The sequence below is a fragment of the Mesorhizobium sp. Root695 genome (assembly GCF_001428185.1).
Lineage (GTDB): Bacteria > Pseudomonadota > Alphaproteobacteria > Rhizobiales > Rhizobiaceae > Mesorhizobium.
The window spans coordinates 92,759-115,265 of the sequence record NZ_LMHO01000002.1; the positions used below are offsets into that span (position 1 = coordinate 92,759).

The window sequence follows — 22,507 nt, forward strand, 5'->3', positions numbered from 1 at the left end:
GCTCGTGCGGTTGTCGGAAATCGTCGACGTCAAGACCGGCCCACGGCTGGCGTCGAAGCCGGCCTCGTGAGGCGCTCCCAAGGCCTCGGTTGCTTGGTTCGAGGCGGCTGCGCGACACGCCGCTCATCGCCGATGCGTCGTGTGAAAATGCCGCCTCCAGCTTTGGCGATGGCGGGCTGACCGCATCGCTGATACTGATGGCGCACACGCACAGCACAGGCGCCGCAGATGACATCCGATACACAGAAGGCCGAAGCGGTCGGGCAGTTGCTCGAAACGCCGGACCTTGCCAGCGCGCTGGAGAGCGAACAGTTCAAGAAGTTCCTCGACCAGGTGCCGATCGCCATTGCGGTCTCGGACCTGGGTTCGAAGGAGCGCGTCGTCTATGCCAATCCGGAATTCGAGAAACTGTCCGGCCTCAAGGCGGCGAGGCTCGCCCGGCAACACTGGGCGGCGCTTTCCGGTACCGGCCTGCACCAGCAGAAGGACCGGGTGCTGTTCGAGGCTGTTGTCGAGGAGACCGATTTCGTCGGCACGTTCCGTCTGGAGCGGACAGAAGACCAACCGGCAATCGTCGACGTCTATTCCAATGTCATCGAGGACGACAATGGCAAGGTCTGCTTCCGGCTGGTAGCGCTGGTCGACGTCTCGGCCCATGGCGAAACCGAGGATGCGCGATCGATCGACGAGCGCATCCGCGAGAAGGACACGCTGCTGCGCGAACTGCAGCACCGGGTGAAGAACAATCTGCAGATGATCACCGCGCTGATCCGGATGGAGACGCGCAACGCGGCCGAGCCGGACCAGAAGCGTTTCGAGAGGCTGGCGGGGCGCGTCGACGCGCTGGCGATCCTCTATCAGACACTGTCGGGCGATGATGACAAGGATGAGGTCGATCTTGGCGTCTATCTCAGCCAGATCGCGTCGGCGGTGATGAACTCGCATGCGGTCGAGGGCATCCGCCTCGACATGAAGGTCGACACCTATCCGGTGTCGATTAACGTCGCCATGCCGACCGGGCTGGTGGTAAACGAGCTTTTGACCAATGCGCTCAAGCATGCCTTCCAGGGGCGCGACGGCGGCACGATCACGCTGCACAGCATCGTTGACGGCGATGGCTGCCGCATCGTCGTCGCCGATGACGGAATCGGCCTGCCGGAGGGCGAGACCTGGCCCAAGCGCGGCAAGCTCGGCGCGCTGATCGCCCGATCGCTGACCGAGAATGCCAAGGCGGAATTCGACGTGAATTCGAGCGCCGGCGAGGGCACGCGGGTCACCATCGTCTTTAAGCGCTCGGTTGCCGCCGCCGGCTAGCCCGGGAAACCAAGCGGAACGGATGGCCGTAACCGCTTGGCTGATTTTCGACCTCATACGCCCTGTCGGTGGTTGGGGTGCACATCGGCGCCGGAACCATCCACGCCACCATTACCGACCTGAGGGCCGCCTCGAAAGCCATGGCCTCGCAGCATTTCGACACTGCCACCAGTGAACCCGTCGCTGTCATAGGCATGGTGGTGCGGATCGTCGAGCAATTGATCAAGAAAACCGGCGTCGCCCGTTCGCGATCCGGCGATCGAGCTGTTTTGAACGTCGCCTGATGTCACGCCCGCCGCGACTTCGACCCGGCCAAGATCGTGCTGATTGCCAGCGACTAGCTTTGCCAGGTGTTTGCGGCGTATCCGCACGCCTTGCCCTAGCAGGCGATTGCCGTTGCCTCACGACAGCCGGGCCGGTTCATCCTATTGCGGTGCTGCCAGGCAGGTTCTTGCCCGGCGGCAGGGAAGGGTGAAATTGAAGTGACATCGACGTCCGTTGCCCGTCGCGAAGCGGCTCCCTTGCCAGTCGCGGCGCTGATGGGCGCCATGGTGTCGATCCAGATCGGCGCCACCTTCGCCAAGGGATTGTTCCCGCTGATCGGCGCTCAGGGCACGACGACGCTCAGGCTGGTCATCGGCGCGCTGATGCTGATCGCGGTGCTGCGGCCCTGGCAGATGCGGCCCTCGCGCGCCACTCTGCCGTGGCTGGTCGCCTATGGGGTGACGCTTTGCGCGCTCAACCTTCTGTTCTACGCGGCGCTCGCCAGGATTCCGCTGGGCGTCGCGGTGGCGCTGGAGTTTTCCGGCCCGCTTCTGGTGGCGACGCTGACTTCGCGGCGCGCCAGCGACTTTGCCTGGATTGCGCTGGCGGTGGCCGGCATCCTGCTGTTGTCGCCCTTCGTTCATTCACTCGCGCCGCTTGATCCGATCGGGGTGATGCTGGCGCTGGCGGCTGGCGGCTTCTGGGCGCTCTATATCGTGCTGGCCCAGAAGGCCGGTGCGGAGCTTGGCACCCGCACCACCGCCTACGGCATGGCGATCGCCGCCGTGCTGGTGCTGCCCTTCGGCTTGGTGCAGGCGGGAACCGCGCTGCTGGCGCCGTCGATCCTCGTCAGCGCGCTGCTCGTCGGCCTGTTTTCGAGCGCGTTGCCGTTCTTTCTGGAGATGGTGGCGCTGACCCGCATGCCGGCCCGAATCTACGGCACGCTGACCTGCCTGGAGCCGGGGCTGGGCGCATTGGCCGGCTTCCTGTTCCTGCACGAGAGCCTGACCGCCACGCAATGCGTCGGGGTAGCCGCAGTCATTGCCGCGGCTTTCGGTACTGCGGTCACCTCGAAGCCACCGGTGCCGTCGCCGGAGTAGGGGGACGGACGCGTGGCATCATGCCGTGGGACCGATCCCGCCGCTGACCGCCGTTCGAGTGTTGCCTTTGTCCGGTCGGCGCCCTTCGTTGTCGTTCAGAACTTGATGCCGAGATCGACCTTGGCGCCCTGGTCGAGCGCGCCGCCGCCGAACTGGCCTGTGTAGGATACACCGAGCGTGGCATTGGCCGACATTTTGAGGTCGAGGCCGGCCTCGACCACTGCTGCGTCCCTGGCGATCGGCACGCCGGCGATGGTGAAGGCGTCGCCGCCGGCGAAGGCGAAGCTGGAGATCGGTGTGACATCGCCGAAGGCATGGAGCCAGCCGAGCATGCCGCGCGCGGTGGCGTTGATGCCGCCAAGCGCAAAATCGGTCGAGCCGCGCAGGCCGAGCGTGGTGAAGGTGGCGTCGGTGGTCGAACCGGCGCTGGTCAGCGCCGCCGCTCCGCCCGTTTCGGTGAAGCCGTCGGTGTGCACGCTGACATAGGCGAGATTGGCGAAGGGTTCTAACTTGAATTGTCCGACATCGGCTTTGTAGGCGAGTTCGCCGAAGATCTGAGCGGTGCCGGCATCATAGTCGGCCGTGAGCTGGTCGGCAAAACCGTTGAAGGCAACGGAACGTGCTGTCGAAAAACGGCTCCAGCTGTAGGCGGCGCCGGTGCGGAAGGCGATGGCGCCCCAGTTGGTGCCGCCATAGAGGCCAAGATGGTAGCTGTCGCTCTTGCCGGAGGAATTACGATCGTCGGCGTTGAAGGAGGAATGGCTGTAGCCGCCGAGCAGGCCGACGCGCCAGCCGCCGAGCTGTGTGTCGGCGCCGGCCAGCACGCCGCCGGTCGAGCGGTCGAAGGCGGCGGCGTTGCCGTCCGAGTCGATATTGCCCCAGGAACCAAAGGCCTGGCCCCAGACGGCAAAACGGTCGGTATCGGCGGCGACCATTTCGGGTCCGCCCTCGCCATAGGCCATGACCGGCAGGGCCGCCGCGCTGCCGTCGCCGAAGGCGGACCTGATACGATTGGTGGCGGCATCGCGGACGAAGCGGCTGTCTTCGACCAGCATGCCCTTGCCCGAGGCATGAATCTCACCTGAAAGCTGATCGAAGGCCGCTTGCGCAGCCGCTTCGGTCGGCAGGTCCATAATGGCGTCAAAGAGCGGATTGCCGCCGCCAAGGCTTTCGGCGCCGCCGCCGGTGGCGATCTGGTTGGGCGTCACGCCGACCGCGGCGAAGGACTTTGCCTGCACCACATCGAGGTACACATGCGTCGCGTCGTAGTTGGCAAGCAGCCCGATGAACGGGCCGGCCCCATTGAGCGTGTATGTTCCGGTGACGCCGCCATCGGCTTGCAGCACCGTGAAATGTGTGCCCAGCACATAAGGCGCGGCATCCGTCTTGACCACGCCGAGGATCGCGCCGGCGGCGACCGTCGCCGTGCCCGTTGCCTGGATGAGGTCGGACTGACCGGTCGAGGTCAGTTCGACCTGGTAGATCGAGCCGGCCGCCTGGTCGATATTGCCCGCGACATTGAGCGTACCGATCGAATTGCCCGGTGCGATGATGCCGCCCGACTGCGCTGCGATGCCGCCCACCGTGCCGTTGCCGCCCAACGTGCCGCCCGAGATCGTCACCAGCGAACTGGCAAGCGAACCGTTCACGGCCAGCCGTCCGCCGCTCACGTTGGTGGCGCCCGTGAAGCCGCCCGAATCGCCGGTCAGGTTGGTGTTGCCGGCGATCTGGTTGATCGTCCCCAGCCCGCTGATCGTGGCGCCGAATACGTAGTTTGCCTCGGTATGATTGAAATTGAGCGTGCCGACGCCACTGCCGAACTGCAGCGCGGCCGGATCGAAGATGCCGGCGCCGGTAGCTGCCGAGCCTGCCGCGCCGCCGATGTTGAGCGTGCCAGTGGAACCCGCGTGGCTGGCAATGGTGACGATGCCGCCGGCGGCAACCACGCCGCCGTTTGAAATCGTCAGTGCGCCTGTGCCGTCAAGGCCGACAATAAGGCCCGCACTGCTGGTCCAGGTCGAGCCGGTGCCATCGACCGTCGCCGTGCCGGTCGAGCCTGGATTGTACCCGAGGTAGCCCCAAGCATTGCTGACCGTGCCGCTGTTCAAGACATTCAGTGTGCCGGTTCCGAGGTTGCCGACGTAGAGGTCGCCGCTGTTGGCCCAGATGGAATTCGTACCGACCACTGTCGCAACACCCGTACCTGTAGTGGTGCTACCAATGGTGGCGCCTGCGCTCTTGACGGTTCCGCCGTTCGAGATCGTCAGTGTGCCGGTGCCCCAGTTGCCGACGAGCAGGCCTGAGCTGTTGAGCCAGCTCGAGCCGGCGCCATCGACCGTCGCCGTGCCGGTGGAGCCTCCCGAGTAACCCACTTGGCCGACAGTGTCTTTGACTGTGCCTCCGTTGGAGATTGTCAGCGTGCCAATACCGCCGCCGCTGACACCGACATAGACAGCCGCACTGCTGTTCCATGTCGACCCGGCACCATCGACCGTCGCGGTGCCAACAGAATAGTTCCCGACATAGCTCATGGCACTGTCGACAGTGCCGCCGTTCGAAATCGTCAGCGAGCCGGTGCCGCTGTGGCCGACAATCAGAAGATTCGCACTATTAGTCCATGTCGAACCGACGCCGTCGATCGTCACCGTGCCAGTAGAGCCCGCTGTTTTGCCAACATAGGCAGAGTCACTGCTGACCGCGCCGCCGCTCGAGATCGTCAGCGTGCCCGTGCCACGATTGCCGACATTGAGGCTCCCATTGTTGGTCCAGGTCGAGCCGGTGCCCGCGATGGATACCATGCCGGTCGAGCCGACCGAATTGGCGACATAGGCCGCGTCATTGCTGACCGCGCCGCCGTTAGTGACGCTCAGCGTGCCGACGCCAAGTTCGGCGATATACAGGTCACTGCTGTTGGTCCAGGTCGAGCCGATGCCCTCGACCGTCACGGTCCCGGTGCCCGCACCGTAGCCGACATGACCCACGGTGTCGCTGACAGCGCCGCCGTTCGAGATCGTCAAGGTGCCGTTGCTGTTGGTGCCCAAAGCGAGGAAAAGGTCCGAACTGTTGCTCCAGACGGAGCCTGCTCCAGTCACGGTCACGCCGCCGCTCGAGTTCGAGAGATAGCCCAGATAGCCGGCCGTGCTGGCGAGCGTACCGCCGTTTGTGATTGTCAGCGAGCCGGTGTAACTCGCAATGGTGCCGAGAAACACATAGTGCGCGGCCGCATTCGCCGCATTGACCACGGCCGGATTCGGGAACGTCGCATTCAGAGTAACGTCGTCGCTCGATGTCGGAACGGCGGCGGGGTTCCAGTTTCCCGCGGTAAACCAATCCGTGGAGGCAGCGCCGGTCCATATCTCGGCCGCCGTTGCGGCGATTGGCTGGCCAAGACCGACCAGCGCGGTCGACGTCAGCGCCAGATACTTCAATGCCTTCGCCTTGCGGCCTCCAAATCTATACTGCGGCATTCAATCCCCTGAAATGACAGTCGTTTCACCCTGCCTGACATGTCATCGGAGCCAGGCGCTGTCTTGGGCAGGGCCGCACTGGAATTGGACTGGAGTGAGGTGCCGTGCTTTTTTCGCGCACTGTGGCGGTTTGGCGCCATCGAGTGCGACGCTTTACGGATATCTCCGAGTATTTCTGGAATTGCGTCAGCCAAGTCGACGAAGTTCGACAAAATTCTTGTCCAAAAAAGCACAGAAATTGTCGCCTGCGGCATCTGTGTCTCTGGCTATGGACAGACCGCGATCTGGTCCAATACGGTGCCCGTCGAAGTGAAGCCGTGTGTGTGGAAAAGGCCATTGCTGCTGCAAAAGAATATCTTCTCATCGGTCGACCTGTCGCCGCATCTGGACCACCGCGCACGGTTCGCGCTGTGGCAGGACATCCATGTCGCCGAGATATGGTCGGTCGAATATACGATTTCCGAGAAGCTGTCGTTCCAGGCCGCGATCGAAGCCACGGCCGTCGGGTCGCTGGTGCTGGGGCAGATGGCGGGGACAATCCGGCATGCCAGCCGCAAGGCGAGCAACATCGCCGCCGATGGCCGCGACGGCTATCTGCTGCTGGTCAACAATGGCGATACGGTGCTCAGCGGCACCCAGATCGGCCGCGACTATCACGTCGGCAAAGGCGAGGCTGCACTCGTCTCGGCTTCGGAAGCGCTGCAGATGACGGGCGGAGACAACAATGTCTGGGCTAATGTGGTGCTCCCGCGAGCCGTGCTGGAGAATGCCTTCACGCATCTCGAGGACCGGTTGGCGTTGACCATCGGTGCCGACAATGAGGCGCTCGACATGCTCAAGCGCTATTGCAGTTTCCTGGAAGCCGGCCCCGCCCTGGTCTTACCCGATCTTGTCGGCCATGCCACCGAGACGATCGTCGACCTGATCGGTCTGGCGACCGGCGCCAAGGGCGAGGCCGCCGAACTGGCGGGCCTGCGCGGCCTGCGCGCGGCAAGGCTGCAGGCCATCCTGCAAAAGATGCGGGACAATTTCGCCGATCCCGCCATTTCGGCGCAGAGCGTTGCCGGGCAATTGCGGCTGTCCGTGCGCTACGTCCATAACCTGTTGCAGGAAACTGGGGAGAGCTTTGCCGAGCGCATTCTCGAACTGCGCCTGCAGAAGGCTCATCGGATGCTGTCCGACAGGCGCAACGACCAAATGCGGATCAGCGAGATCGCGCTGCTCAGCGGTTTCTCCGACGTGTCCTATTTCAATCGCTGCTTCCGCCGCCGCTTCGGCTCGAAGCCCAGCAGCGCAAGGTAGTCTCGCCGAAAGCGACTCCCGCCGGGTGCAGGGCGCGCCAATCGACTGAGGCTGAATGGCCACACCAGCCGGGAAAGCGATGCGATGCTCTTCCCGACAATTCTCGTGCGGCCCAGCCCAAGACGCGGCCGGCGGACAATGCAACACCGGATTTCTCGACAACAGCCGGATCTCCGCAGGACATTTGCGCGGCGGGAAACGCAACATTTTTGGGACAGCAGACAACAATGAAAACTCTTCTTCTCGCTACGGCCTTCATTCTCGCGCCGCTTGGCTTGGCATGCGCGGCTGATATCAATGAGGTTTCGCCTGCTGGTTATGACTGGTCGGGCCTCTATGCCGGTGTTGACATCGGTTACGCCGCCGGAAAATCCAATCTGTTCATTGCCGGCGCCGGCCAGGGCGGGGCCAGCGATCTCAACGTTGGCCTCGATCCGAACGGTTTTATCGGCGGCGTCCATATCGGCGCCAATTACCAAATGGCGAACAGCTTCGTGATCGGCGCCGAGGCCGACATTGCGTACAGCAATATCGATGGGCTGTCTGCCATCGACGCCGGCGGCGGCGGCGTCAACACGCTGCTCAAGAGCGAACTCAAATGGTCGGGGTCGGCGCGGCTGCGGGCCGGCTATGCCTTCGATAGGACCTTGCCCTTCATCACTGCCGGTGTCGCCGCGGCCAAGTATGAATTGATCGCGGTTAGCGCGGGCGGCCAGGCTCCCGATGTAACTCTCCACAGCGACAGCCATGTCGGCTGGACCGTTGGCGCCGGCATCGAGCACGCCTTCACCGATCGCTGGATCGCGCGGGCCGAATATCGCTTCTCAGACTTCGGCAGCCAGGACCTCTCGGCGGCAGCCGGTCTGCCTACGGAAACGCATGTCGATCTCCAGACGCAGGATGTCCGGGTCGGCCTCAGCTACAAGTTCTGATTGCTGGCCGTCGCTGAACAAACCCCCGCGCATTTTTTGCGCGGGGGAGGCAATAGTTTCGGGATAGCAAACGATGAAAACCATTCTTTTCGCCACGGCCTTCATCCTCACGCCTGTCGGTATGGCGTCCGCGGCGGACACCAGTGAGGTCTTGCCGGTTGCCGCCACCTACGGCTGGTCCGGCGTCTATGTCGGCGCGCAGGCCGGGTATGCCTGGGGGGACGCGAGGGTCGGGCAAGCCTTTGCCCCGGACAGCTTCGACAATTACGGCTGGGGCTACAGTCCGTCCGGTGGTTTCGGCGGTCTTTACGCCGGCTACAACAAGCAGTTCGAGAGCGGGCTGGTTCTCGGCATCGAGGGCGACTACAGCTTCGCAAGCGTGAAGGACACCACACTCTATCGGGCGCTTGGCGTCGATGACCCTGCCTTTGGCGGAGAGCTCAAGCTGGAGTCGGTCGCCACCGTGCGCCTGAGAGCCGGCTATGCGATGGATCGCTGGCTTCCCTTTGTCACCGGCGGCCTGGCTGTGGCAAGCTATAAGCACACTACCACCGACATTCCGGGCGGTCCCTATGCCGACGCCAAAGACACCGTCACCGGCTACACGCTGGGCGCCGGTGCGGAATACGCCGTCACCGACAATTGGGTGGTCCGCGGCGAGTACCGGTTCGCCGATTTCGGCCGCCATACTTCCCAGCGTCACCTGATCGTCAACGGCGCTCCCCTCAATCCCGACGAGATCGAGTTGACGACGCACGATGTCCGGATTGGCATCGCCTACAAATTCTGATCGCCGAAGCTGCCGATCTCCCTCCTCGAGGGGGAGATGGCCGGCAGGCCAGAGGGGGGTCGGTTCGACTGGCCTCAGCCTGCAGATGAGGTTGGCGCTCTACGCGCGGCGACCCCCTCTGTCGGCTTCGGCGACATCTCCCCGTCGAGGGGGGAGATAAAGCCGGGCGCTGGTTAAATCAGCTTTTCCAGCGTGATCGGCAGGTCGCGTATCCTCTTGCCCGTGGCGTGAAACACAGCGTTGGCGATCGCCGGTGCGACGCCGACAATCGCCAACTCGCCGACGCCCTTGCCGCCGAGCACCGAGGAATGCAGGTCGGGAATGCCGACCGAGATCACCTCGATATCGGGGATGTCGGCATTGGTAGGCACCAGATAATCGGCGAGGTTGTTGTTGACGATGCGGCCATGGCGGCGGTCCATGATGCCTTCCTCCAGCAGGGCCTGGCCGATGCCCATGATGATGCCGCCCTTCCACTGGCTTTCGGCAAGTTTCGGGTTGTAGAGCCGGCCTGAATCCAGCGCCGACACCACGCGTGATACGCGCACCGTGCCGAAATCCTCGTCGACGCGCACCTCGATGAAATGCGCGCACCAGGAGTGGCGGGAATAGTCGCCCTCTGTGTGCGGCAGCGCCATGGCGATGGTGGTGTAGTTCTTGTAGCGGTCGTCTGATGTCGAGTTGGCCGGCATGGTGTCGCCGGTGGCTTCGATGTGGTCGCGGCCGACGCTTTTGAGCAGTTCGGCGATCGAGACATCGGGTCCGTCGCCGCGCGGCGAGCCGATGCGGCCGTTGGCGACGACCAGCGTGTTGGCCTGCAGCGCATGGAAAGGCGAGCGCGGATCGCTGATGGCGAGGCCGACGAGTTGGTCGAGCGCCGATGTCGCCGCCTTGTAGACGGCGCCGGTCATCACGCCGGCCAGCCGCGAACCGCCGGTGACGCCAGCGCGGGGAAAGCGCGAGTCGCCGAGCTTCACCACCACGTCGTCGGCTCGCACGCCCACCGTTTCAGCGGCGGTTTGCGCCAGGATGGTGTAGGTGCCCTGGCCCATGTCGATCGACGAGCTTTCGACCTCGACCGACCCATCGGCCAGGATGCGCACGATCGCCTCGCCATAGGCACGTCGCACCGGATAGGTGCCGGCAGCTACTCCCCAGCCGATCAGCTGGTTGCCGTCGCGCATGGAGCGCGGTTCGGGCGTACGCCTGAACCAGCCGAAGCGCTCGGCGCCGGTGGCAAAAGCCTCGCGCAACTGCCTGGTCGACCAGGCTTTTTTGGCATGCGGATCCTGCTCGGCATAGTTCCTCAGCCGGATCTCCAGCGGATCGATGCCGACCTCGTAAGCGAGCTCGTCGATGGCGCTTTCGATGCCGAAGGCGCTAGGGTTTTCGCCCGGCGCGCGCATGGCGCCCGGCACCACGGAATTCACCCGCACGACATTCTGCTTCGAGGAGAAATTCGGCGTCGCATACATGATCGAGGTGACCGACCCGAGCGGCTCGACCCACATGCCGTCGATCGACGTCTCGTTGACGCCGCGATGCACGATCGACTGGATTTTTCCGTTCGCGTCGGCGCCGATCGCCACCGTCTGGCGTGTCGCGGCGCGGCCGCCATAGCCGGTGAAGGTCTGCGGCCGCGTCATCACCAGCCGTACCGGCCGGCCGAGCATTCTGGCGGCACATGCCGCTACCGCGCCATGGCTGAGCGCCAGCGCCTTGGAACCGAAGCCGCCGCCAATATAGGGCGAGACCAGCCGCACATTCTCGAACGGCACGCCGAACCATTCGGCATAGGTGCGCGCCATGCCGTCCAGCCACTGGCTCGGTTCCCAAACGGTGAGCTGATCGTCCTCCCAGCGCGCTATCAGGCCGTGCGGCTCCATCGGCGCCTGGTATTCACGCGGTGTGTTGTAGGCGGCGCAGATGCGGACCGGAGCCGAGGCGAAAGCGGCTTGCGCGTCGCCCCATTCCTTGGTCATGGCGTCGATCGGAATGCCGTCGCCGGCCTTGGCATCGCTGAGGTCGACGATGGAAGGCGTCTCGTCATAGCTGACCTTGACCAGCGCTGCCGCCGCGACCGCCTGTTCGAAGGTCTCGGCGACCACGGCGGCGACATGCTGACCGGAGAAGGTGATGTCGCGGGCCAGCGGGCAATAGGGCTTGTCGGGTGGCGGCGTGCCGAACCAGTCCGAAGCGGTCCTGAGGCTGATGATGGTGTCAGGCGTCAGCACCTGCAGCACGCCGGGCGCTGCCTCGGCGGCAGTGGTATCGATCGCACGCACCTTGCCCGACGCAATCGTGCTTTCGACCAGCACGGCATAGGCGAGGCCTTCGAGCCGCTGCTCGACGGCGTATTTCGCTGCACCGGTGATCTTGGCCGGGCCGTCGACGCGCGACAGCCGGCCGCCGACGGCTTCCGACAGCGCACCGTCGGACGCGTCGCCATGTCTGATGTTGTGAACGGTCATGCCGTTTCTCCCAATTTGAGGATGGCGCGGGCGACGACGCGCGGCGCCAGTTCGATCTTGTAGTGGTTGGCGCCATGGTCGACGGCGCCTTCGACGGCGAGCAGGCTGGCGGCGCGGACAGCGTCCGGCTCCAGCACCTTGCCCTTAAGCGCGTCTTCCGCGGCCCGGGCACGCCAAGGCTTTGTAGCGACGCCGCCAAGCGCGACGCGCAGGTCGCGGATGGTGCGTCCGTCGGCTTCGAACTCGACGCCGACGGCGGCACTGGCGGCGGCAAACTCATAGGATTGGCGATCGCGGATCTTGAGGTAAGTAGAACGCCGGGCAGAGGCCGAGCCGGGGATCTCGATCGCGGTGATCATCTCGCCTGGTTCGATGGCGTGTTCCCTGTTCGGCGTGGTGCCGGGCAGAAGGAAAAAGTCATCGACCGGAACCTGGCGCAGGCCCAGATGCACGACCGCATCGAAGGCGACCAGGGCCACGGCGAGGTCGCCGGGATACATGGCGATGCAGGCGTTGCTGGTGCCGAGCACGGCGTGTCCCCTTGTGACGCCGCCGATGGCCGAACAGCCGCTGCCGGGTTCCCGCTTGTTGCAGGCGGGGAAATTCGCCGGGTCGCGGAAATAGGGGCAACGCGTGCGCTGCATCAGATTGCCGCCGATGGTCGCCATGTTGCGGATCTGCGCCGAGGCCGCCTGCCACAGTGCTTCCGAGACGGCGGGAAAGCGGCTCTTGATGTCGCCATGGTCGGCGACATGGCCCATCCTGGCCAGCGCGCCGATGGTGGCGCCGCGCTCGCCCACTTCGATGCTGTTCAGCCCCTTGAGATGGGTGATGTCGACCAGCGTCTCGGGCTCGGTGACGCCACATTTGGCGAGGTCGATCAGCGTGGTGCCGCCAGCGAGCAGCATGGCGCCGGGCAGGGCGGCCGCCTGGAGTGCGGCATCGACTGAAGCTGCGCGCAGATAGGAAAAATCCTTCATGACTGGACCTCCAATGCCGCCTGGCGAACGGCGGCGACGATGTGCGGATAGGCGCCGCAGCGGCAGAGATTGCCAGCCATGTATTCGCGGATTTCCTCGTCGGAGCCGGCATGGCCCTCACGGATGCAGGCGACCGCCGACATGATCTGGCCGGGCGTGCAATAGCCGCACTGGAAGGCGTCCTGTTCGAGGAAGGCAGCCTGCACGGGATGCATTTCGCCCTCCCGTGCAAGCCCCTCTATAGTGGTGACGGTGCGGCCCTCGACTTGTGCGGCCAGCGTCAGGCAGGCCAGCACGCGCTCGCCGTCAACATGCACCGTGCAGGCGCCGCACTGGCCGTGGTCGCAGCCCTTCTTGGTGCCGGTCAGGCCGAGCCGGTCGCGCAAGGCATCGAGCAGCGTGACACGCGGCTCAAGTTGAAGTTCGTGATGGTCGCCGTTGATATCGAGTTGGACGTGGATTTTGGTCATGGGCGTCTGGCTCCAGTTGCTTGACGCGGATGGGAATGAATTGGGGTCGAGGCGGGGGAGGGCAAGGGCACCTTGTGGCTAGGCTTGAACGGCGGAGGCGTCGACGACAGATGATCCCCACGAGGGGGAGATTGACGGCTTGGCCGTCTTCGCCAGCCTCAGGTGATCTTGCAGGTTTGAAAGACGTGACATAACGGTTCCCCTTCTTATATGATGAAGGTACTCCACTAAAACGGAGGCGCCTCCGTTTATTACGTGGGGGTTGACCCGGCCGGGTTCAAGCCCCTGACACGACGTGGAGAAAAAATTGGCCATCGAGCCGCCCGCCATTGCTGAACAGACGGCCGAAGCCGCGGAGACAAAACCGCTGCGCGCCGATGCGCAGCGCAACCGTGACCGGCTGGTCGAGGTGGCAGCCGCCGTCTTTGCCGAGCGTGGCATCGATGCTTCGCTGGAGGAGATTGCGCGCCGCGCCGGTGTCGGCATCGGTACGCTCTACAGGCATTTCCCGACGCGCGAGCATCTGGTCGAAGTGGTCTACCGCCGAGAGGTGGAGGCACTGTGTGCGGCCGTCGGCGAGCTTGCCCAAAAACATACGTCCGATGTCGCGCTGGAACAGTGGATGCAGCGCTTCGTCGACTATATCGCCACCAAGCGCGGCCTGGCGACCAGCCTGCGCATCCTGCTCACCACCAATTCGACACTGTTTTCCGACACGTCGGGCCGGGTATCGCAAGCCTTGCGGCAACTGGTCGAGGCGGCGGTGGCCGACGGCACCATCCGAGGCGATGTCGATGCTTCGGACGTGCTGCATGCACTGTCGGGCATCTACTCGGCACCCGACACCCCGGAATGGCGCGACCGCTCGCGCCGCCTGGTCAAGCTGCTGATGGACGGGTTGCGGTTTGGCGCGGGGAAGGCACGGTGAGGGCGACCAGATTTCGGTCGTGCAACAACCTGACCTGTCCATGATTTGAGGGCATCCGATGTATGTAGGCCGTTCCTACAAGGTGATCGATTTCGCGCTCTGGTCGCGACGCAGCGTCATCTACATGGCGGTGGTGAGCGGACTGGCTGTCGCAGCCTACCGGCTTCCCGGTATCGCCGGTTTCTCGGTACCATGGTCGGTGGTGCTGGTGCTCGGCACGACGGTGTCACTCGTTGCCGGCTTCAAGAATTCGCAGGTGTTCACCCGCAGCAGCGACGCGCTGCAGGCCTTCGCGCAAATTACGGCCAGCAGCCGGCTGTGGTCCAATTTCTGCAGGGACTTCATCGATGCGCCGACGGCCCGGCAACTCATCTACCGCCATATCGCCTGGATGACGGCACTGCGGTTCGCCCTGCGGCGGCCGATGCCCTGGGAATCCATGGCGCGGGCAGCCAATGTCGAATACCGGCGGCGCTACCAAATCCATGAGGATGCGAGCTCGGTCGCCGACGAATTGCGTCCGCTGCTGGCCGAACAGGCCGAGGATGTGGTGAAATCGGCTCAGCCGGCGATCACCCTGCTCGAACTCCAATCGGTCCAGGTCAATGCGTTGTTCAAGGATGCGAAAATCCCTCCGCAGGTCTATGTCGAGCTGACCAAGCTGATCCGCGACTTCCACGACCAGCAGGCGCGCTGCGATCGCATCAAGAACAATCCCTATCCCAGGCAATACGCCATCGTCAGCTCGATGTTCGTGATGATCTTCTGCACCCTGCTGCCATTCGGGGTGGTTCCGGTGTTTGCCGAGATGGGCAAACTGGGCGGCGTGCTCGGTCCGATCGCGATCTGGCTGACCATCCCGTTCAGCACGCTGCTGGGCTGGGCCTACATGTCGCTCGACCAGGTCGGCGAGAGCAGCGCCAATCCCTTCGAGGGCAGCGCCAACGATGTTCCGATCTCGCAGATCTGCCGCGACATCGAGATCGAACTGCGCAGCGGGCTTGGCGAGGCTGACCTGCCCAAGCCGTTGCTGCCGGTGAACGACATTGCCACCTAGGCTGCCAGACACCGAGGGCTGCGCGACCGCTCGCGCCGGCGACATGCACAAAAATCTCGGCGTGTATGTCACACCAGCGGATCCTGTCTCGTCATGATGTCGGCACAACAGAAGGAAGCCAATCATGACTGCAAAACTTGATCTCTTCGCCGCTGCCCCTGCGCTGATGAAGGAATGGCAGCGCGCAGCCTTTGCCATTTCGGCCAGCCTCGAGCCGAGCCTGGCCGAGCTGGTGAAGATACGGGCATCCCAGATCAACGGCTGCGCCAACTGCCTCAACATGCACACGGTGTTCGCGCGCGAGGACGGCGAAACCGAGCAGCGCCTCTATTTGTTGGCGGCGTGGCGCGAGGCGCCCTGCTATACCGACCGTGAACGCGCCGCGCTTGGCTGGACCGAGGCGCTGACGCGGATCAGCGAAGGACATACGCACGAAAGCGCCTATGATGCCCTGAAGGCCGAGTTCACGCCGGAGGAACAGGTGAAGCTCACCTTGATGATCAATGTCGTCAACGGGTACAACCGCCTTGCGGTCGGTTTCGGCGGTTGGGCCGATCCGGCGGCGATCAGGTCAGCCGCCAAGGCGGCGGCTGCCTGATGACGAACGCGGAGCCCGAGCATACAGCGCCGGATTTCGGCGTGCTCGGACCAAAGCTCAGGCGCGTCGCCTATCGTATGCTTGGCTCCGTGGCGGACGCCGAGGATATCGTGCACGAGGCCTTCATCCGCTGGATGAGGGCCGACCGCAGCGATGTGCGCGAGCCCGAGGCCTTTCTGTGCCGCACGGTCACGCGACTCTGTCTCGACCAGCTCAAATCCGCGCGCCGCCGGCGTGAGAGCTATGTCGGTCCCTGGCTTCCCGATCCGCTCGTGGAAGAGGATGACGAGGAAGATGTCACTTTGCCGCTGATGCTGGTGCTGGAGCGTCTTTCTCCGCTCGAGCGGGCGGCCTTTCTGCTGCACGATGTGTTCGGGCTGGGATACCAGGAGGTCGCCGCCGCCATCCAGCGCGAACCCGCCGCCTGCCGCCAGCTCGCTGCCCGCGCGCGCGCCCATATCCGTGAGGCGCGCCCGCGTTTCAAGGTAGAAAAGCAACGCGGCCTCGCGCTGGCTGAGGCGTTTTTCGCGGCCTCGCGCAGCGGCGACATGAAGGCGCTCGGGGCGCTTTTGGCGGCCGATGTCAGCGCCCATGCCGACGGCGGCGGCAAGCGCCCGGCCGCCACGGACGTGGTCCACGGGTTCGATGCCGTTATGCGGCAATATGAGCGTGTGGTTGCCTGGCTCCAGGAGAACCGCTCGACCCTTGTTCGCATCGGTTTCGTCAACGGGTTACCCGGCTTCGTCACGCTGGAAGCCGATGGCGAGCTGCAGACAACCGCGCTCGACATCGAGGACGGAAAGATCGCGGCCATCTATGTGATGCGCAATCCCGACAAGCTGAGGCACCTGCATTGAAACCTGTCACCCGAAAAGCGAGCGGTTACCCCTTCGCTTCGACCAGAATCACCAGCGACTCCGGCACCACTCCGTCGTGGGCCATTGCGTCGGCAGCCGCCTTGCTCTGCATCAGCGCGGCCATCTTATCCATGTCCGGAACGTCCATCATCACGGCCACACGTTTCGGGTTCTGCGGATCGACGAAAGTGCGGATGTTGGTGATCCCAAGCGAGCCGAAGAGCTCCTTGCGCTTGGGTGAATTGAGCCAGTGCTTGCTGTCTTTCGTGATGTTGTGGTGACCGATAACGGTTGGCATGGCATCCTCCCTGGTTCTACGCAATTCCCACGGGAAAGCGCTATGCGCTTTTCCCGGGAAAACCGTTTCACGCTTTTCCCGGAATTGCTGAGGTGACGCCGGCGGTCGATATCGCCCGCCTGATGCTGCGATCCACCTGTGAAAACCAGTGAGCGCCGTTTCTCTCGGACTGTCAATTAGCTGTTGCTGATGGATTCTGGGTGGTTTGTGGGGCTGCTGGCGCCTTGGGGGGAGCGCTCAAACGTCGAGGCAGACCTTGCCGAAATGCTTCTGGGATTCGTAGTGTGCGAAGGCGGTGGCGATGTCCTCAAGCGGGAAATGGCGGTCGACAACGGGCTTCAGGCGGTTGATCTCTATCGCCCGGATCATGTCCTGCTGGTCGGCCCGGCTGCCAATGGAAATGCCGCTGATGCGGATCTGGTTCGAAAACACCGCCGGGATCGAGACCTCAACCGCAAAGCCGGTCAGCACGCCGATCAGGGCGATGTGACCGCCCGTCCGGCAGGCCGCTATCGACTGCGCCAGCGTGGCGGGGCCGCCGACCTCGATCACGTGATCGACGCCGCGTCCGTCGGTGAAGTTTCTGGCCTTTTGGCCCCAGTCCGGCACCGCCTTGTAGTTGATGACAGTGTCGGCGCCGAGGCGCCTGAGCCTCTCCAGCTTTTGCTCGTCGGATGACGTTGCTATGACCCGGGCGCCGGCGGCTTTGGCGAATTGCAGCGCAAACAGCGACACACTGCCGGTGCCGAGGACCAGCACCGTGTCGCCCGGCTTCACCTTGCCGCACACAACCAGGCCCCGCCAGGCGGTGACGCCCGTGCAGGTGAGCGTTGCCGCCTCGACATGCGTATAGCCCGCCGGTGCCCTGGTGAAGGCCCGCGCCGGCATGCATACATACTCGCTGGCGAAGCCGTCAAAACTTTCCCCCGGAATGTCGCGCCGGGTCGCGGGCATCATGTCGCCGTCGAGCCACCAGGGGTAGAAGACGCTGACGACGCTGTCTCCGGGCTTGAACGCATCGACAGCGTCGCCGACGGCAATCACCTCGCCTGAGCCATCGGACAGCGGAACGCGGCCGTCAGCGAACGGTGTCTTGCCCTGCACCGCGAAATCGTCACGCATGTTCAACGAGCAGGCCCGGATCCTGACCAGCACGTCACCCGGCCCTGGCTGGGGCGGGTCTTCCTCGACCAGGTCGAGATTGTCCAAGCCGCCCGGCGCTCTCAGCCTGACCAGTTTCATTGTCTTTCTCCGATGTGTGGGGTGTCTAAAATTGGGGCGGCGCGCTGGACCTATCGGACCTGCCGGCCGGAAATCACCCGCAGCCAGGGCGCCAGATGGAAGGCGCTCATCAGAAGATACATCGCCGCCATTCCGGTTAAAGACGGGCCGGTCAGTGGCGAGGAGCCCATGCACAGCATGGCTGCATCGCCACCCTGGAGACAGGAGAGCAGCGCCATCAGCGCGAAGGTAGGGGCCGCAGCAAGGCATAGCCAGTCGGCGATGGTGAGGGGGGCAGTGTCTTCGGAGGGCACGCTGCCCGTGCGAGAATGGATATCGCTCATGGTCTCTTCCTTGATGGTCATGGCGGGGCCGATAACAGGACTTGGGTTCCTCTCCCCCACTCCGTGAGGGAGAGGAAACTCAAGCTGGGTGAGCGTGCGCCACCCTTTCCCGACAGGCCCTCGCTACTCGCCCTTGTCGCGGAACGCCGCTTCTCCGGCCGCAGACACTTGTTCCCATGTCTTGTCGACCCCGGCGTCGTAATTGTCGTGCCAGTTCCACCAGGAGTAGAGCGGGGTCTGCGGATAGCCTTCGGGCGAATCTTCCCAGATCTCCTGGCGGCCGAGCGGCGTCGCGTCGAGATAGCTCCAGACGGTGCCCATCGCCTCGTCGCCGCGGCTGTTGATGAAATAGGTGCGGAAGATGCGGTCGCCATCGCGGATGAAGACGTTGTGGCCGTGCCATTCGTCGACGCCGAAGTCTTTGTCGAAACTGTCGGTGATGGTGTACCAGGGCATCTCCCAGCCCATCCGCTGCTTCACCCGCGCAATGTCGGCCTGCGGGGCGCGCGAGGCGTAGGCAAGCGTGGTGTTGCGGGCGTTGAGATGGGCGAGGTGGCCGACCTGATCGGCGCCGAGCGAACAGCCGCGGCAGGCATGCTCGGGCCAGCCGAACACGCCGGGCTCGAAGAAGGCGCGGTAGACGATCAGCTGGCGGCGGCCCTCGAACAGGTCGAGCAGGCTCGCCTTGCCGTTCGGCCCCTCGAACACATAGGCCTTGTCGACTTCCATCCACGGCATGCGCCGGCGCTCGGCGGCCAATGCGTCCTTGGCGCGCAGCGTTGCCTTCTCCTTCACCAGCATCTGTTCGCGGGCAGCTTCCCAGTCCTGTCTTGAAACGATCGGCGGGGTCTTCATTGCGATGTGCTTGGTCATTGGTCGTCTCCTTGTCAGTTTGCCGCCGCACTGTTGCGACGTGTTGCTGCTTGCTGGTCGTGAGCTAGGGTAGGGCGGTCTGGCGCAGCGGTGGGAGTTACAAGTGTGAGGGGATTTGAATCGCCAGGCCCGCCGCAGCAGGGGTGGCGGATTCGCGCGGAGTGCCTGGTCGTGTCGATTGTCGCGTCGAGGGGCAGATCGGCTGAACTGGGCATCTTCTTCTCCGTTGGCGTGCCGTTGGTTGCCGGCACGGCTTGCTGGTTGACTGTGCTGGCTTAAGTTAGGGCGGTGACGCGCGGGGGTGGGAGTTACAAGTGTGACGGGATTTGAATGGACTCGCTGATCACCGCGGCAGCACTGGCGCTGGCCGGGGGCGATCCGCTCGGCGCGCTGGATCGCGTCGCCTTGCGCGAAGACCCGCCGGCGCTGGCGCTGCGCGGCATTGCGATGGCGCAGCTCGGCGATCTCGATCGCGCCAAGGCGCTGCTGCGGAGGGCCGCGCGTGGCTTCGGCCCGAAAGAAGCGGTGGCGCGCGCCAGATGCGTCGTCGCCGAGGCCGAGATCGCGCTGGTCTCGCGCGACCTCGGCTGGCCGGCCAAGGCGCTCGATGCGGCGCGCGCAACTCTGGAAAAGCACGGCGACCGGCTGAACGCCGGGCATGCCGGCCACCTCAAGGTGCGGCGCCTGCTTTTGATCGGCCGTCTCGACGAGGCTGAAGACGTGCTGGCCGGGCTCGACCCGGCGCCGCTTCCGCCGGCCTCGCGCGCCGCGCACGAACTCGCGGTCGCCGGCATCGCGATACGGCGCCTGAAGACGAAGCCGGCGCGCAGGGCGTTGGAGTGGGCACGCCACGCCGCTCGCCGGGCCGGCATTGCGGGCCTGATCGCGGAGGTCGACAGCGCATTCTTGGCGCTGGACACGCCGGCCGCGCGGCTGATCGCGGGTGGCGAGCAGCGCCCCTTGCTGCTCGAGGACGTCGAGGCGTTGCAGGCGTCGCCGGCGCTGCTGGTCGATAGTTTCCGCTATGTCGTGCGCAGGCAGGAAGTCACGGTCTCGCTGGCAACGCGGCCGGTGCTGTTTGCGCTGGCACGCGCGCTCGCCGAAGCATGGCCAGGCGATGTGTCGAGGGCGAGGCTAATCGCCGAAGCCTTCAGCGGCAGGCACGCCGATGAATCGCACCGGGCGCGGCTGCGGGTCGAGATCGGCCGGCTGCGCGCCGAACTGCGGGGGCTGGCCGACATTGACGCGACCAGCCAGGGTTTCGCGCTGGCACCGCGCCAGGCGCGCGAGGTGCTGGTGCTGGCGCGGCCTATCGAGGAGCGGCACGCGGCGGTGCTGGCCTTCCTTGCCGATGGTGAATCCTGGGCGTCCTCTGCGCTGGCGCTGGCGCTTGGCATCGGCCAGCGCAGCGTGCAGCGTGCGCTGGAGCAGCTTGGCGAGGCCGGCAAGGTGCAGTTTTTCGGGCACGGACGGGCGCGCCGCTGGATGACGCCGCCGGTGGCGGGATTCACGACCACCTTGTTACTCCCGGCGCCGTTGCCGAGTGGTTAGTAAGGGACATCAGACCATCTCAGTGAGGATCAAGACATGAAACAGTCGGCGGCCGAAATCCTGCGCGAATACGGACCCTTTCCGGAAGTGGAGAGGGTGCATGGGGTGAGCTTTGACGGCAACAACGTCTGGTTTGCCTCGGGCGAGAAGCTGAACGCCTTCGATCCGGAAAACGGGCAGGCGCTGCGCTCGATCGATGTCGCGGCACATGCCGGCACCGCCTATGACGGCCAGCATTTCTTCCAGCTTGCCAACGAGCTCATCCAGAAGATCGACCCTGATACCGGCCAGGTGCTGGCGGCCATTCCGGCGCCCGGCGGCGGCGGTGATTCCGGGTTGACCTGGGCTGAAGGGACGCTGTGGGTGGGGCAATATCGCGAGCGCAAGATCCACCAGATCGATCCGGAGACCGGCGCAATCCTGCGCACCATCGAATCCAACCGTTTCGTCACCGGGGTGACATGGGTTGACGGCGAACTGTGGCACGCCACCTGGGAAGGCGACTACAGTGACCTGCGCCGCGTCGACCCGCAATCAGGCAAGGTACTGGAGAAGCTCGACATGCCGGCCGGCATGGGCGTGTCGGGACTTGAATCCGATGGCGGCGACCGCCTCTACTGCGGCAGCACATCCGCCGGGGTGGTGCGGGCGGTGCGCCGGCCGCGGTGAGGCTGACACCGAGGTCACACTTGCAGGCGAACTTCGACAATTTGTCGCTGTCGGCTGGCCGCGCCCCCTGTCGAACCTAGATAGGCTGTGCACCGGGCGGACCGCCTGGACCAGCTTTGCAAAGGACCCCGCCATGCCTGAACAGCCCACCATGCCTGCACAGATTGCGTTGAACGACGGCTCCGCCGTTCCCCAGCTCGGCCTTGGCGTGTGGCAGGTCGACCAGGATATCACCGCTGAAGTGGTGGGTTGGGGCATTGAGGCCGGCTATCGCCTGATCGACACCGCCGAGGGTTACCAGAACGAGGAGGGGGTCGGAGAGGCGATACGCAGCGCCGGCGTGCCGCGCCGCGAGCTGTTCATCACGTCCAAGCTGCGAAACGCCACGCACCAGCGCGATGCGGCGTTGCGCGCGTTCGACGAGACGATGGGCAAGCTCGGCATCGAGCAGCTCGACCTGTTCCTGATCCACTGGCCGGTGCCCAGCCTGGACAAATATGGCGAGGCCTGGAAGACGCTGGTCGAGCTCAGGCAAGGCGGCCGCATCAAGTCGATCGGTGTTTCGAATTTCAACCAGGACCATCTGGAGCGGATTATCACAGAGACCGGCGTGACGCCCGTCGTCAACCAGATCGAGTTGCATCCTCGTTTCCAGCAACGCGACCTTAGGGACTTTCATGCCAGCCACGGCATCCGCATCGAAAGCTGGAGCCCGCTGGGCAGCGGCCGGCTGCTGAACGATCCGACCTTGGCAAGCATTGCAAAAAAGCATGGCAAGTCTGTCGCCCAGACGATCATCCGCTGGCATCTCCAGGAGGGGCTGATCGTCATTCCAAAATCGATCCGCAGGGATCGCATCGTCGCCAATTTCGATGTCTTCGATTTCGAGCTCGATGCCCAGGATCTGCAGACGATCCGGGGCATGGATTCGCCCGACGGGCGCACCGGGCCGAACCCCGCTACGGCCGCGTTTTTGTTCTAAGGGGCCCGGCGGCCGAACTGCCAATCTCCCCCCTCGTGG

Annotated in this window: 21 protein-coding genes; 13 read left to right on the plus strand and 8 right to left on the minus strand. The window is 64.6% G+C overall.

The window, feature by feature from the left end; genetic code table 11:
• Positions 1–228 precede the first annotated feature (228 nt).
• The 3 genes from ASD99_RS03520 to ASD99_RS03530 all read left to right on the plus strand — a co-directional run bounded on the left by ASD99_RS03520 (position 229) and on the right by ASD99_RS03530 (position 2,678).
• On the plus strand, positions 229–1,314 hold the full coding sequence (locus ASD99_RS03520) for a sensor histidine kinase (protein ID WP_056591749.1): 1,086 nt from the start codon (positions 229–231) through the stop codon (positions 1,312–1,314).
• 77 nt (positions 1,315–1,391) lie between these two features.
• Complete coding sequence (locus ASD99_RS03525) at positions 1,392–1,598, plus strand: hypothetical protein (protein ID WP_057142754.1); 207 nt, start codon at positions 1,392–1,394, stop codon at positions 1,596–1,598.
• Positions 1,599–1,796: 198 nt separating this feature from the next.
• A complete protein-coding gene (locus ASD99_RS03530) occupies positions 1,797–2,678 on the plus strand; it encodes an EamA family transporter (protein ID WP_057142755.1) in 882 nt (293 codons plus the stop codon).
• Positions 2,679–2,773: 95 nt separating this feature from the next.
• On the opposite strand, the gene ASD99_RS03535 is transcribed toward ASD99_RS03530, so the two are convergent.
• On the minus strand, positions 2,774–6,145 hold the full coding sequence (locus ASD99_RS03535; protein WP_057142756.1) for an autotransporter outer membrane beta-barrel domain-containing protein: 3,372 nt from the start codon (positions 6,143–6,145) through the stop codon (positions 2,774–2,776).
• A gap of 336 nt (positions 6,146–6,481) precedes the next feature.
• On the opposite strand from ASD99_RS03535, the gene ASD99_RS03540 reads away from it, so the two are divergent.
• From ASD99_RS03540 to ASD99_RS03550, 3 genes are all read left to right on the plus strand, one after another.
• Positions 6,482–7,447: an AraC family transcriptional regulator gene (locus ASD99_RS03540; protein ID WP_244497611.1), complete on the plus strand. Its 966-nt coding sequence runs from the start codon at positions 6,482–6,484 to the stop codon at positions 7,445–7,447.
• Between the two features lie 227 nt (positions 7,448–7,674).
• Positions 7,675–8,379 carry an outer membrane protein gene (locus ASD99_RS03545; protein ID WP_056591766.1) on the plus strand — a complete coding sequence of 235 codons (705 nt, stop codon included), beginning with the start codon at positions 7,675–7,677 and terminating at the stop codon, positions 8,377–8,379.
• Between the two features lie 73 nt (positions 8,380–8,452).
• Positions 8,453–9,169 (plus strand): outer membrane protein, encoded by a 717-nt coding sequence (locus tag ASD99_RS03550; protein ID WP_057142757.1) that lies wholly within the window; start codon positions 8,453–8,455, stop codon positions 9,167–9,169.
• Between the two features lie 173 nt (positions 9,170–9,342).
• Here ASD99_RS03550 and ASD99_RS03555 read toward each other — a convergent pair whose 3' ends face one another.
• From ASD99_RS03555 to ASD99_RS03565, 3 genes are read right to left on the minus strand one after another with little or no spacing between them, the layout of a single operon-like run.
• Positions 9,343–11,640 carry a xanthine dehydrogenase family protein molybdopterin-binding subunit gene (locus ASD99_RS03555; protein ID WP_057142758.1) on the minus strand — a complete coding sequence of 766 codons (2,298 nt, stop codon included), beginning with the start codon at positions 11,638–11,640 and terminating at the stop codon, positions 9,343–9,345.
• Complete coding sequence (locus ASD99_RS03560) at positions 11,637–12,620, minus strand: FAD binding domain-containing protein (protein ID WP_056591774.1); 984 nt, start codon at positions 12,618–12,620, stop codon at positions 11,637–11,639. The genes ASD99_RS03555 and ASD99_RS03560 overlap by 4 nt, the downstream gene beginning before the upstream one ends.
• Positions 12,617–13,090 carry a (2Fe-2S)-binding protein gene (locus tag ASD99_RS03565; protein WP_056591778.1) on the minus strand — a complete coding sequence of 158 codons (474 nt, stop codon included), beginning with the start codon at positions 13,088–13,090 and terminating at the stop codon, positions 12,617–12,619. The genes ASD99_RS03560 and ASD99_RS03565 overlap by 4 nt, the downstream gene beginning before the upstream one ends.
• A 307-nt stretch (positions 13,091–13,397) precedes the next feature.
• Here ASD99_RS03565 and ASD99_RS03570 point away from each other — a divergent pair, with 307 nt between their 5' ends.
• The 4 genes from ASD99_RS03570 (at position 13,398) to ASD99_RS03585 (ending at position 16,530) form a co-directional block, all read left to right on the plus strand.
• Positions 13,398–14,018 carry a TetR/AcrR family transcriptional regulator gene (locus ASD99_RS03570; protein WP_057142818.1) on the plus strand — a complete coding sequence of 207 codons (621 nt, stop codon included), beginning with the start codon at positions 13,398–13,400 and terminating at the stop codon, positions 14,016–14,018.
• Positions 14,019–14,076: 58 nt separating this feature from the next.
• Positions 14,077–15,075, plus strand: coding sequence for a bestrophin family protein (locus ASD99_RS03575; protein ID WP_057142759.1), 999 nt, complete (start codon positions 14,077–14,079; stop codon positions 15,073–15,075).
• A 124-nt stretch (positions 15,076–15,199) separates the two neighbouring features.
• The gene (locus tag ASD99_RS03580) at positions 15,200–15,673 is read left to right on the plus strand and encodes a carboxymuconolactone decarboxylase family protein (protein ID WP_057142760.1); all 474 of its coding nucleotides are present in this window, start codon (positions 15,200–15,202) and stop codon (positions 15,671–15,673) included.
• Entirely contained in the window at positions 15,673–16,530 is an 858-nt protein-coding gene (locus ASD99_RS03585; RefSeq protein ID WP_057142819.1) for a sigma-70 family RNA polymerase sigma factor, read from the plus strand. Before ASD99_RS03580 ends, ASD99_RS03585 begins: the two co-directional genes overlap by 1 nt.
• Positions 16,531–16,555: 25 nt before the next feature.
• On the opposite strand, the gene ASD99_RS03590 is transcribed toward ASD99_RS03585, so the two are convergent.
• From ASD99_RS03590 to ASD99_RS03605, 4 genes are all read right to left on the minus strand, one after another.
• Positions 16,556–16,828 (minus strand): hypothetical protein, encoded by a 273-nt coding sequence (locus tag ASD99_RS03590; RefSeq protein WP_056591789.1) that lies wholly within the window; start codon positions 16,826–16,828, stop codon positions 16,556–16,558.
• A gap of 237 nt (positions 16,829–17,065) precedes the next feature.
• Positions 17,066–18,070 (minus strand): zinc-dependent alcohol dehydrogenase family protein, encoded by a 1,005-nt coding sequence (locus ASD99_RS03595; protein ID WP_057142761.1) that lies wholly within the window; start codon positions 18,068–18,070, stop codon positions 17,066–17,068.
• A 50-nt stretch (positions 18,071–18,120) separates the two neighbouring features.
• Positions 18,121–18,393: a hypothetical protein gene (locus ASD99_RS03600; protein WP_056592205.1), complete on the minus strand. Its 273-nt coding sequence runs from the start codon at positions 18,391–18,393 to the stop codon at positions 18,121–18,123.
• Between the two features lie 123 nt (positions 18,394–18,516).
• Positions 18,517–19,266, minus strand: a complete 750-nt coding sequence (locus ASD99_RS03605) for a DUF899 domain-containing protein (protein ID WP_057142762.1) — start codon at positions 19,264–19,266, stop codon at positions 18,517–18,519.
• Between the two features lie 330 nt (positions 19,267–19,596).
• Between ASD99_RS03605 and ASD99_RS03610 the strand changes: the two genes are divergently transcribed.
• The 3 genes from ASD99_RS03610 (at position 19,597) to ASD99_RS03620 (ending at position 22,468) form a co-directional block, all read left to right on the plus strand.
• Positions 19,597–20,817 carry a hypothetical protein gene (locus ASD99_RS03610; protein WP_057142763.1) on the plus strand — a complete coding sequence of 407 codons (1,221 nt, stop codon included), beginning with the start codon at positions 19,597–19,599 and terminating at the stop codon, positions 20,815–20,817.
• Between the two features lie 36 nt (positions 20,818–20,853).
• The gene (locus ASD99_RS03615; protein WP_056591801.1) at positions 20,854–21,486 is read left to right on the plus strand and encodes a PQQ-binding-like beta-propeller repeat protein; all 633 of its coding nucleotides are present in this window, start codon (positions 20,854–20,856) and stop codon (positions 21,484–21,486) included.
• Between the two features lie 133 nt (positions 21,487–21,619).
• On the plus strand, positions 21,620–22,468 hold the full coding sequence (locus ASD99_RS03620) for an aldo/keto reductase (protein WP_056591805.1): 849 nt from the start codon (positions 21,620–21,622) through the stop codon (positions 22,466–22,468).
• Positions 22,469–22,507: the final 39 nt, after the last annotated feature.